This is a genomic window from Sphingopyxis sp. (assembly GCF_036402335.1).
Taxonomy (GTDB): Bacteria; Pseudomonadota; Alphaproteobacteria; order Sphingomonadales; family Sphingomonadaceae; genus Sphingopyxis.
Map to the genome: position 1 here is coordinate 1 of NZ_DASWTD010000038.1, position 11,690 is coordinate 11,690.

10 protein-coding genes are annotated in these 11,690 nt (G+C 64.0%); 4 read left to right on the forward strand and 6 right to left on the reverse strand.

What is annotated here, in order from left to right; genetic code table 11:
* Positions 1-280, reverse strand: a 280-nt coding sequence (locus VGD20_RS00970; protein ID WP_331132660.1) for an FAD-dependent oxidoreductase, incomplete at its 3' end; no start/stop codon positions are given.
* A 109-nt stretch (positions 281-389) separates the two neighbouring features.
* A complete protein-coding gene (gene pgi / locus VGD20_RS00975; protein ID WP_331132661.1) occupies positions 390-1,895 on the reverse strand; it encodes a glucose-6-phosphate isomerase in 1,506 nt (501 codons plus the stop codon).
* Positions 1,896-2,169: 274 nt separating this feature from the next.
* Here pgi and lepB point away from each other — a divergent pair, with 274 nt between their 5' ends.
* Genes lepB through VGD20_RS00995 form a run of 4 tightly spaced genes read left to right on the forward strand, consistent with a single transcriptional unit; the run spans position 2,170 to position 5,020 of the window.
* Positions 2,170-2,988, forward strand: a complete 819-nt coding sequence (gene lepB, locus VGD20_RS00980) for a signal peptidase I (RefSeq protein ID WP_331132669.1) — start codon at positions 2,170-2,172, stop codon at positions 2,986-2,988.
* The gene (gene rnc / locus VGD20_RS00985; protein ID WP_331132662.1) at positions 2,985-3,665 is read left to right on the forward strand and encodes a ribonuclease III; all 681 of its coding nucleotides are present in this window, start codon (positions 2,985-2,987) and stop codon (positions 3,663-3,665) included. Before lepB ends, rnc begins: the two co-directional genes overlap by 4 nt.
* Positions 3,662-4,555 (forward strand): GTPase Era, encoded by an 894-nt coding sequence (gene era / locus VGD20_RS00990; protein ID WP_331132663.1) that lies wholly within the window; start codon positions 3,662-3,664, stop codon positions 4,553-4,555. The genes rnc and era overlap by 4 nt, the downstream gene beginning before the upstream one ends.
* 24 nt (positions 4,556-4,579) lie before the next feature.
* The gene (locus VGD20_RS00995; protein WP_331132664.1) at positions 4,580-5,020 is read left to right on the forward strand and encodes a hypothetical protein; all 441 of its coding nucleotides are present in this window, start codon (positions 4,580-4,582) and stop codon (positions 5,018-5,020) included.
* A gap of 21 nt (positions 5,021-5,041) precedes the next feature.
* Here VGD20_RS00995 and VGD20_RS01000 read toward each other — a convergent pair whose 3' ends face one another.
* The 4 genes from VGD20_RS01000 to VGD20_RS01015 all read right to left on the reverse strand — a co-directional run bounded on the left by VGD20_RS01000 (position 5,042) and on the right by VGD20_RS01015 (position 11,444).
* Complete coding sequence (locus VGD20_RS01000) at positions 5,042-6,808, reverse strand: vWA domain-containing protein (RefSeq protein ID WP_331132665.1); 1,767 nt, start codon at positions 6,806-6,808, stop codon at positions 5,042-5,044.
* Positions 6,809-6,959: 151 nt separating this feature from the next.
* Entirely contained in the window at positions 6,960-8,084 is a 1,125-nt protein-coding gene (locus tag VGD20_RS01005; RefSeq protein WP_331132666.1) for a lipase family protein, read from the reverse strand.
* Positions 8,085-8,143: 59 nt separating this feature from the next.
* Entirely contained in the window at positions 8,144-10,705 is a 2,562-nt protein-coding gene (gene topA / locus VGD20_RS01010; protein WP_331132667.1) for a type I DNA topoisomerase, read from the reverse strand.
* A 67-nt stretch (positions 10,706-10,772) separates the two neighbouring features.
* Positions 10,773-11,444 (reverse strand): hypothetical protein, encoded by a 672-nt coding sequence (locus tag VGD20_RS01015; RefSeq protein WP_331132668.1) that lies wholly within the window; start codon positions 11,442-11,444, stop codon positions 10,773-10,775.
* Positions 11,445-11,690 lie beyond the last annotated feature (246 nt).

Sequence of the window (11,690 nt, forward strand, 5' to 3'; positions counted from 1 at the left end):
GGTCGACCTCGGCGAGGACATTGTCGCGGAGGCGATTCCAGTCGAACTTGCAGTCGGGGACGTCCCAGCCGAATTTGCGCGCGTCCTTCAAATCTTCGGCGAAATGCGCACCGTAAACGAGCAGCTTCTTGGGCACGCAGCCGCGGATGACGCAGGTGCCGCCGACCCGATACTCCTCGGCCACGGCGACGCGTGCGCCGTGCGAAGCCGCGATACGCGAGGCGCGAACCCCGCCCGACCCGGCGCCGATGACAAACAGGTCGAAATCAAACTCGCTCATTCAAAACCCCGATCTTTTGTGTTCGCGTGCAATTCGCGCCGGCGGCCTATGTGGTTACGCCCGGCGTCGATGCCAATCGAATTTTGCGGTCACAGTGATGGACAGCAGCTCAGTCGCCGAGCGCCGCCTGCATCAGCGCGCGCGTGGCCGGATCGAACTCGACCGTTCCTTCGGCGAGTCCTTTCGCCATTTCCTTGCCCAGTTCGACACCGAACTGATCAAAGGGATTGATGCCGAGCAGGACCGCATTGGCGAACACGCGATGCTCGTAAAAGGCGATCAGCGTGCCGAGGCTGCGCGGCGTGACCTGATCGAGCAGGATCGTCGTCGACGGGCGGTTGCCGGGATAGTTGCGCGCACCATCGTCGCTCGCGCGGCCCGTCATCAGCGCCGCGCCCTGCGCGATGCAATTGGCGACAAGCGTTTCGTGATGCGCGTCGTCGAGCAGATGATCGGGTTCGCGCGCGACGACGAATTCGACCGGCGTCAGATGCGTGCCCTGATGGAGCAACTGGAACACCGCATGCTGCGCATCGGTGCCGACGCCGCCCCATGTGATCGGCGCTGTCTGCTGTGCGACCGGCTGGCCTTCGAACGTCACCGACTTGCCGTTCGATTCCATTTCGAGCTGCTGGAGATAGGAAGGCAGCAAACGCAACCGCTCGTCATAGGCGAAGACCGCCCGGGTCTGGCAACCGAGGCGGTTGGCGTAAACCTGGTCGGCGAAGGCGGCGAGCAGGCAGATATTGTCGGCGCCGTCAGCAAGCCGAAAATGGCGATCCATCTCCGCCGCGCCCTCAAGCAGGTCGGCGAAGGCATCCCACCCGAGCGCGAGCGCGGCGGGAAAGCCGATCGACGACCACAGCGAATAGCGCCCGCCGACTGTCTCGTTGAACGGCAGGATGCGCGTTTCGTCGATGCCCCATTCCATCGCGCGGTCGGGCTTGGCGGTCAGCGCGATGAAGCGGCCGACCGGGTCAGCCACGCCCGCTTCGCCCAGCCACTGCAGCGCCGAATTGGCATTGAGCAGCGTTTCGGTCGTGGTGAAGGTCTTCGACGCGACCGCGACCAGCGTGTGCTCGGGGCTGAATTTCGCGAACGCCTCATCGAGCGCCGCGCCGTCGACGTTCGACACCACCGCGACGTCGTAACGATTGCTGTGGCGGCCGAGCGCGTCGATCAGCAGGTCGGGGCCGAGCGCCGATCCGCCGATACCGATATGCAGCAAATGCCGGATCTCGCCGAACGCACCCGCCTCGATCGCATCGATCATCATCCGCATCCGCTGGTGCAGCGCCTGTGCGGCATGCACCGACTCCGGCGCGCCATCGCCGCGCTCGGCGCTATGTTCGGCTGCGCGGTCCTCGGTCGGATTGGCGATGCCGCCCGAAAAGAGCGTCTTGCGCCGGCCTGCGAAATCCTGCGCATCTGCGAGGTCCGCGAGGATGGCGACAGCCGCCGTGTCGAGGTGCGTCTTGGCGAAATCGAAGCGGATATCGGCGACGTTGCGCACGAGCGCCTGCAGCCGTGTTTCGGGGCCGGCGGCAACGAGGTCGGCCAGCTTTTGCGGCTGCCAGTTGGAAAGAGCCTGCCAGGCCTGCGGGGCGGTTGTCATCTCATTTTCCTTCTTCCTCCGCTCGTGTCGAGCGAAGTCGAGACACCCCGAAGGCATATATTGCCGATGGGCATCTCGACTTCGCTCGATGCGAACGGGATTGTTCGAGCGTTTTCATAAGCCCGCCACCTCCACGGCGCCAGTGCCGTCCGCCGATATTTGCTTGACGTGGCAACCTATTCATCGCCAATGCCGCGACATGACCAATGCCAGCTTTACCGCCGATATGACGCCCCCGACCGGGCCCGCGCCGTCCGCCCCGACACCGGCGCCGGTGTCCGCAAAGGAAGAAGCGGTCGACACCGCCCGTTTCCTCGTCCTGCTCGCGATCGCGGTGCTGATTTTCCGCAGCTTTTTCCTGTCGCCCTTCAACATCCCGTCGGAATCGATGCAGCCGCGGCTCCTGATCGGCGACTATCTGCTCGTCAACAAGATGGCCTATGGCTATTCGAAATACAGCCTGCCGTTCAGCCTGCCGCTGATCCCGGGCCGCATTTTCGCGCGCACCCCCGAACGCGGCGACGTCGTCGTGTTCAAGGCGCCGCCGGTCAATGACAATGACTATATCAAGCGCGTCATCGGCCTCTCCGGCGACAGCGTTCAGGTGAAGGACGGTATCGTCTGGCTGAACGGCAAGCCGTTGAAGCGCGAAGCAGTCGCCGACCTTGTCATCCCGGTGACCCCGAACATGGTCGAGGCCTCGCGCGCGACGGGCACCCTGCCCTGCTATTCGCCCGAATTCGAAGAAGTCGGCGCCGACGGCCAGCGCCAGTGCCGCTACAAGCAGTTTCGCGAGACGCTGCCCGGCGGCAAAAGCTATAACATCCTCGACATCACAACGATCCCCGAAGACAATACCCCGCTCGTCGTCGTCCCCGAAGGCCATCTGTTCCTGATGGGTGACAACCGCGACCGCAGCGCCGACAGCCGTTTCCCCGCAATGGAAAACCAGGGCATCGGCCTCGTTCCCGAAGGAAACCTCGTCGGCCACGCGCTCGTCGGCATGTTCTCGACCGACGGATCGGCAAGCTGGATCAACCCGGTCAGCTGGTTCACCGCCGCGCGCTGGAGCCGCATCGGGGACGGTTTTTGAACGATCCCCTCGACACCGGGGCGCTCGCCGAAATCATCGGCTGCACCCCGGGCAATCCGGCGCTCTACGATCTGGCGCTGACGCACGGCAGCACCGGGCGCGCCGACTATCAGCGGCTCGAGTTCCTTGGCGACCGCGTGCTCGGCCTGGTGATCGCATCCGAACTCTACACGCGCTTTCCCGCCGCCAGTGAGGGCGAGATGTCGTCGCGGCTGCATGTGCTCGCATCGGGCGCGACCTGTGCCGCGATCGCGCAGCGCCTCGACCTCACCGCGCTCGTCCGCTTCGGCGCGCAGGCGCGGAGCGACGGCGGGCGCTACAGCGACAATATTGCCGCCGACGCGATCGAGGCGCTGATCGGCGCGCTCTATCTCGATCAGGGTGTCGAAGCGGCGCGCCGTTTCATCCTGACCCATTGGGGCGATATGATCGACGGGCAACAGGCGGCGCCGAAACATCCGAAGGCGGCGCTGCAGGAATGGGCTCTCGCGCGCAAGCGCCGTCCGCCCGAATATGAGATTGTCGCGCGCGAAGGCCCCGACCACGCGCCGCGTTTCCGCGTCGCGGTGAGCGTCGGAAAGCTCGCTCGCGCCGAAGCCGAGGGCGCATCGAAACAAGCGGCGGAAAAGGCGGCGGCGGCAGCCCTGCTCGCCGAACTCGAAGGAATCAAGGAATGACCCATCGTTGCGGATTTGTCGCCGTTGTCGGCGCGCCGAACGCTGGCAAGTCGACCATCGTCAACGCGCTCGTCGGCCAGAAGGTCGCGATCGTCAGCCCGAAGGCGCAAACGACGCGCACCCGCCTGATGGGCGTCGCGATGGACGGCGAAACGCAGATCGTGCTGATCGACACGCCCGGCATCTTTGCGCCCACCCGCCGGCTCGACCGCGCGATGGTCGCGGCGGCATGGAGCAGTCTTGAGCAAGCCGAGGCGATCCTCGTCATGGTCGATGCCGCCGCGAAGCTGACGGGGCGCGTCGAGCGCGTGCTCGAGGGCATCGCGAACCGGCCCGAGAAGAAATATCTCGTGCTTAACAAGGTCGACCTGACCAGGAAGGACAAGCTGCTGACGATTGCGACCGAACTCAACGGTCGGGTCGCCTTCGACGAAACCTTCTTCATCTCGGCGAGCAGCGGCGACGGCGTGCCCGAACTCAAGACGCACCTCGCGAAACTGATGCCCGAGGGGCCATGGCATTTCCCCGAGGACGAGGTCAGCGACGCCCCCGAACGTATGCTCGCGGCCGAAATCACGCGCGAACAGCTCTATCGCCAGCTTCACGAAGAACTGCCGTACCAGTCGACCGTCGAGACCGAGAAATTCTCGACGCGCCCCGACGGCAGCGCCGAAATCCACCAGCAAATCCTCGTCGCGCGCGACAACCAGCGCGCGATCATCCTTGGCCACAAGGGCGAGCGGATCAAGGAAATCGGCAGCCGCGCCCGCGCCGAGCTGACCGAGTTGCTCGGCCGCAAGGTCCACCTGTTCCTGCACGTCAAGGTCAAGGCGAACTGGGATGAGGACCGCGGCGTCTATCGCGACATGGGGCTCGACTGGGTCGATTGAGGAAAAAACCAAGGGGGAATAGAGATGCGCAAACCCGATTCGATCATATGGTTCGACCGCCTTTTTCTGGGGTCGATGGTGCTTGGGGCACTCAACTTCATCTTCGGGTGGAACGCGCTTTCGGCCAAGATCACGGCTTCGCCGGAATTTGCCGCAACGGGCTTTGGAACGGGATTCATTCTGGTTTCGGCCGTTATCGGTATGATCATCAACCTCGTCATCTGGTATTTTGTTTCGGCGCGCGGCAGCAAGGTCGCGAAATGGATCCTCACCGTCTTTTTCGCGATCGGCCTGCTGTCGATCGTGAACAATCTGAACAACCCGCTGGGCCCGCAGGGCATTCAGCTTGGCGTGACGTTCGTCATCGCCCTTGTTCAGGGCGCCGCGATCTACATGCTGTTCCGGCCCGATTCCGCAGCGTGGTTCAGCCGCAAGCCGCCGGTCGACCCGGACACTTTCCGCTAAACCACCTGCAATCGCGCGAGTCTAGCTCGTCGCCTCGCGCCGCAACGAGATGCGCGACTGCCCGTCCTTCGTCCGGAGGTCGAGCCGGTCGCCATCGAGCCGGTAACGCATCTCGAGGTCGCCATCGGGGATGCGGATCATCCCGTCGTCGATCTCATAATCCTGATACATTTCGTCCTCGCCCTTCAGCGGCCGACTGAAATAGGTGATCATCTCGGCGCTATCGGTGAATTCGACGAGGTCGTTGCGCGACAGGTCGTCAACACCATTGAGCGCAACGACGCGCCACTTCCCCACGACCCCCATCGCCTGCCGTTCGGCTTTCGTGGGCATCGGTGGTGCCGCTTCGCTGCCATAACCCGCATAGAGCGCGGCCTTTTTGTGCATCGTATCGACCAGACCGCGTTCGTCGGACAGGTCGGCATAGTCGACCGTCGCGAGGCGCCCCTTCAACCCATCGAGCAGGGCAAAGGCCCGGCGCGGGTCGCCATCGACGTGGAACGCGCGCGACGAGGCATCGAGCACCAGATATTCGTCGACCAGCATCTGTGCGAGGCGGAGATTGGCGGGCGGTGCCGCAGTCGGCGCCGACACCGCGAGCTTTTCGGCACGTTTGCGGCCGTCGATCGCGCTGACATAGGACAGGCCGATATCCATCAGCGGCGCGCCGTCGTCGGTCGCCGCGGCGGGAAGGAAGGTGCGGCCTTCGGCCTTGCCGAGCGAGGCGTAGATACCGCCGCTGTTCGACGACAGGAACGCACTGGGAACGGTGACGGTCACCGCGCCGTCGCGGCCGTCGCGCATCATGCCGTCCGGCACGCCGAAGACCCCGGTGATACGATAGCCGTCGCGCGGTGCCAGCGTCATAACAAGGTCGTGCGCGACCTCGCTCACCATGTTGCGGAACTCCTTCTGCATCAGCTCGCGGCCCTTGTCGGGGCCGTCGATGAAGAAGAGATTGCCGCCGCGGACGCTCGATATCTGGCTCGCGAGGCGCCCGTCATATTGCACCCCGACGCCGATCGTCGTCAGCCCGATCCCGCGTTTCGACGCATCGCGCGCCATCGTCATGAAACCGTCGGCCGACGTGTTGCCGACATTGGGCTGCTCGTCGGTGAACAGCATCATGCGGACATTGCCGTCGAAACTCTTCGCCTCGGCGAAGGCCGCGTCGTAGCCGATCCGCAGCCCCTCCTCCATATAGGTCGAACCCTCGATCGCGATCGCGTCGATCGCATCGTGTAGACGTTGCCTGTTGTCCGCAGCGTTCGTCGGTTGCAGATGCACCGTCGAATTGTCGCCATAGATAGTGATACCAAGCCGGTCGCCCGGCGTCATTTCGTCGACGATCTGGTGCAGTGCCGCTTTCACATTGGCGATCGGAGCGCCCTCCATCGACCCCGACCGGTCGACGACCGCCATCAGGCTCAATGGCTCGCGCTTCAGCCCGGCGGCGTCGACATTGCTGTCGAAACCGAGGCCCACGAACAGCAGGTCGCCCGGCCGCGTCGGCAGGTTCGCTGCCATCGCATGGAGGTTGAGGCACAGGATCTGCGCGCAGGCGGCGCCGGCAGGCAATGACAGGTCATGCTCGCCCAGCAGCCCCTCGACCGTCAGCGATTCGGGGCGCGGCAGCGTGTTCGTCATCTCGGCCATTGCGCGGAAATGCTGGATATCCTGTGCCCCGCCCTGACGGAGCGAACCGGTGACGACGATATTACTGTAATCTTCTTCGCTTTCCTCCTGCACGTCCTGTGCAAAGACGGATATGGGAGCCAGCGCGCTCAACAACGCCAAGGACATCATCGGTATACGAAATACTTTCCAGCTCGACATAGCGCTCTCCCTTAAAAGCAACTTATCTCGGTCGAAGATATCATGGAACCTTCCGCTTTCGTAACAGAAAATTCGAAGTAATCCCTCGTACAGATACTTGGCGCTATAGGCGACGGCAATCACTCGGTGGGGGGCTGCCGTCGAAACGCGCGGTGATCCACCCGATCGTTTCCTGCGCGCTGTCGCGCGCGCTGGCGCCATGATCGCCGGTCATGTCGATCCAGCGCAGCGCGGTCCCGCGCCTGCAAACGGCCTTCGCGAACTTTCGCGTGACCGAAGGCGCGACGATCGTGTCCCTGCTGCTCTGCGCGATCAGCAGCGGCCCTGGCACGCGCGCCGGATCGACGCTGTTGGCACGCTCGAACGAGCCGAAGGGTTCGATCTTTTCGATATCCTTGCCCTTCGTCGCCCGGGCAATGGTCAGGATGCCGAGGATCGTTCCCAGCTTGGGCTTCTTGTTGAACGCGACGCAGTTATTCTCCGACAGCCGGCGGATGATGCCCTGATTGGTGCGGTTCGCAATCGGATCCAGCGAGAAACCATAGAGCGTCGACCAGCTATGGAGCGCGAAGGACAGGAGCAGCGCGCGCGCATTCTTGTCGCTGCCCTCGCGCAGATTGGCCCCGAGATCGGTCGGCGGCGCGGCGGCCGCGGTCGCGACAAGCGTCAGGTCAGGCGCGTAAGCCTGCGCGGCGGTCGCTGTCCACAGCGCGGCGTGCCCCCCTTGCGATTCCCCCCAAACGGCAAAGCGGCTCCCCGCCGCCGCGCCGGGGATTTCGCGTGCCGCGCGGACGGCATCGAGCACCGAGTTCGCCGTGTCAGGCCCAACGAGGAACGGGTGCATTGTCGGGCTTCCGAGACCGATATAGTCGGGCGCGACGACGACATAGCCACTGCGAACTGCATCCATGCCCGCCGAATATTCGAAAAAGCTGGGACTGAGCGAGGGAGCGCACTCCTCCGCGACGCCCCACGCGCCGTGCGTCCAGGCGATGACGCGGCGCGGGCGCGGCGGGATCGCTTCCATCGGCGCCGCGACGATGCCGGTGACCGCGAGACGCTGGCCGCTGCCGTTCATCGTCCAATATTGTACGCGCCACGCCTGCGTCCCGGGCGGCGTACCGGTCATCGGACTGGCCGAGATCAGATATCGTGATGGCTGTGCCGCAGCGGGCACTGACAGGACCGAAAGCATGGAAAGCAGGACGGCGGCAAGCAGGTGGCGCATGGACGGTCTCCCCGATGCGCCACCCTATCATGGCTATGTCGCGACGAAAACGTCGCTCGTTAAGCCTCTTCGCTCGCGGCCTTCTTCTTCGCCGACGCTTGCTTCGCGGCGGGCTTTTTGGCGGGAGCCTTCTTCTTCGGCGCGGCCTTCTTCTTGCCCTTCGCGGGCCCCTTTGCAGCGCGCGCATCGATCAGCGCGATCGCCTCTTCGAGCGTCAGCGTTGCCGGATCGGCGCTCTTGGGCAGCGTCGCATTGGTCGTGCCGTCGGTCACGTAAGGTCCGAAGCGCCCTTCCATCAGCTTCATTTCGCCGCCGCTCACCGGATGCGGGCCGAAGGTGTTGAGCGGTTCGGCCTTGGTCCGTCCGCGGCCGCCGCCTGCCGCTGCTTCGGCGATGCGGACGACCGCGGCATTCATGCCGATGTCGAAAATTTCGGCGGTGCCCGTCAGCTTCGCATATTTGCCGTCATGAAGCAGATAGGGTCCATAACGCCCGAGGCCCGCCATGATCGGCTTGCCGCTTTCGGGATGCACCCCGACCTCGCGCGGCAGGCTCAAAAGCCGTAGCGCATAGTCGAGGTCGAAATCCTCGCCCGGAATGTCCTTGGGGATCGATGAGCGTTTCGCTTCCTTGCCGTCGCCGAGCTGGATGTACGGGCCGAAGCGTCCGCTGCGCCTCGTGACCTCCAGCCCGCTGTCGGGATCATTGCCCAGCGTCTCCGGCCCCGTATCGGCGCCATCGCTGCCGCCCGGCTGCGCGAATTTGCGCGTGTATTTACAGTCGGGATAGTTGCTGCACGCAATGAACGGGCCGAACTTGCCGCCACGCAGCGCCAGCTTGCCGGTGCCGCAATTGGGGCAGAGGCGCGGGTCGCTGCCATCACCCTTGTCGGGGAAGAGATAGGGGCCGAGGAACTCGTCGAGCGCCGCGGTGATCTCCGACGGCTTCTGCTCCATCACTTCGCCGGTGCGCGGCTTGAAATCACGCCAGAAGCGTTCGAGCACCGCTTGCCATTGCGCGCGACCGCCCGAGACGTCGTCCAGCTCTTCCTCAAGCCCGGCGGTGTAATCATATTCGACATAGCGTGCAAAAAAACGTTCGAGGAACGCCGTCAGCAACCGCCCGCTTTCTTCCGGAATGAAGCGATTCTTCTCGACCCTTACATAAGCGCGATCCTTGAGGACTTGCAGGATCGCCGCCCAAGTTGATGGGCGCCCGATGCCGAGCTCTTCCATCTTCTTGACCATGCTGGCTTCGGAATAGCGCGGAGGCGGCTGGGTTTCGTGGCTTTCGACCTCGACCCCCGTCTTTGCGGGCGCATCGCCCTTGGCCATGGCGGGCAGCAGGCGTGCATCGTCGTCGTCGTGGCTGTCGTCCCGGCCTTCGTCATACAGTGCGAGGAAACCGGGGAATTTGACGACCTGTCCGGTGGCCCGCATCGTCGTTTTCCCGGTACCGTCGGTCAGGTCGATGCCGGTCCGCTCCAGCCGCGCCGAGGCCATCTGGCTTGCCATCGCGCGCTTCCAGATCAGCTCGTAAAGCCGTCCATGATCGCCGCTGCCCGCCTTGTCCTTCGAAAAATCGGTCGGACGGATCGCTTCGTGAGCCTCCTGCGCATTCTTTGCCTTGGTCTGATAGATGCGCGGCTTGTCGGGGACGTAGCCGCCGTCATAGCGGTTCGCGATCGCCGCGCGCGCCGCGCTGATCGCGGCGCCGTCCATCTGAACCCCGTCGGTTCGCATATAGGTGATCGCACCGTCCTCATAGAGTCCCTGCGCGACCCGCATCGTATGGCTGGCGGAAAAGCCGAGCTTGCGCGCGGCCTCCTGTTGCAAGGTCGACGTCGTGAACGGCGGCGGCGGGTTGCGCGTCAGCGGCTTGGTTTCGACCGCATCGACGGTGAAATGCCCCGCCTTCACATCGGCCTCGGCGGCGCGCGCATCGGCTTCGCTGGTGATCGACAGCCGCTCGATCTTGTCGCCGCGCCACTGCGCAAGACGCGCCTTGAACGGCGTGCCCGACATTTCGAACAGGCCGGTGATCGACCAATATTGCTGCGCAACAAATGCTTCGATTTCGCGCTCGCGTTCGACGATCATGCGCAGCGTCACCGACTGGACACGACCCGCCGATTTGGCGCCGGGCAGCTTGCGCCACAGAACCGGCGACAGAGTGAAGCCGACGAGATAGTCGAGCGCGCGGCGGGCGCGATAGGCATCGATCAGATCATCGTCGAGCGCGCGCGGATGCGCCATCGCGTCGGTCACCGCCTGCTTGGTGATCGCGTTGAAGGTGACCCGGTCGACCTCCGCCGGCAGCGCCTTTTTGCTACGCAACAATTCCTGCACATGCCAGCTGATCGCCTCGCCCTCGCGGTCAGGGTCGGTCGCGAGAATCAGGCGGTCGGCGGCTTTCGCCGCGTCCTGGATTTCCTTCATCCGCTTCGTCTTGTCGGGATACAGCTGCCACTGCATCGCAAAGCCGTCATCGGGATCGACCGACCCGTCCTTGGGCGGCAGGTCGCGAACATGGCCGTATGATGCCAGCACCTTGAAGTCGCGACCGAGATATTTCTCGATCGTTTTCGCCTTTGCGGGCGATTCCACAATTACCAATTGCATGAAAAACCTTAGTCCTGAGATGCCCCTTACGTACGTACGCGTGAGGGTGGCGCCGTATGCGGCAGCGTCAACCGAAAATTTCGACTGCGCCCGATTGCCGCCTGCCAAGCGCTATATAGAATGTAGCGGCTGCGACGACGCCGAACAACCAGCCAGCTTGCGAGACGGTATTGGACAAAAACATCCATCCCCATTGCGCAGCCTCGTTCGACGTCTCCACGAACAGGCCGGCCGCGATCGGCGCGAGCTGCCAGGCAAAGGCGACGACCGCGATCACCGTGCAGCTCGCCCAGGAATTACCGGTCCGTTCCCAGCTTTCGGAAAGCGCGTCGGACACCGCCCTGTCTTCGGCAAGCAGGATCGGAACGGCAAGCAGCCATCGGCCCGCGAGATAGGCACCCGGAAGGATCAGCAGCAACAGGCCGAAGCCGACCCCCAGTCCGAACAGCAATCCAACGCCGAACATCGATCCGATCCGTAGCTTCCAGGGCCGGGCGGGTGCGATGCCGGCACCGTCGAGAATCAGCAGCGTCGCCCACGCCTGGATGATCAGGTTCGCAAACAGGAAACCGATCTGATAGCCGAACGCAGCGCCGGGATACCAGGTAGCGACCACGTCATAACCGACACCGGTCGCAATCAATATCCCGAACAGGATAGCAAAATTCGACACATCGGCGTGCATGCGTTCGAATGTCTCGCGCGCGACCGTCGCCGCCAGACTGACATCCAATTGCATTGCCGACCTCCCCCCTGCCCCGTCGCGCAAAAGTGGGACGTGCTCCCGCTGCGCGTCAAGAGACAAATCGGCGATTGCAGCGACTGCAACTAACCCTGGTTCTGCCATTTGAAATCGGCGGGCAGGATGCACTTGCCGGCGTCGTATTTTCCGACGCTGCGGATGATCTCCCGATCCCCGGGTTCGATGCGGCGTCCGCTGATCTGGCTGTCGATCACGCGCCGGACCAGCGCGTCGAGGCGGGTA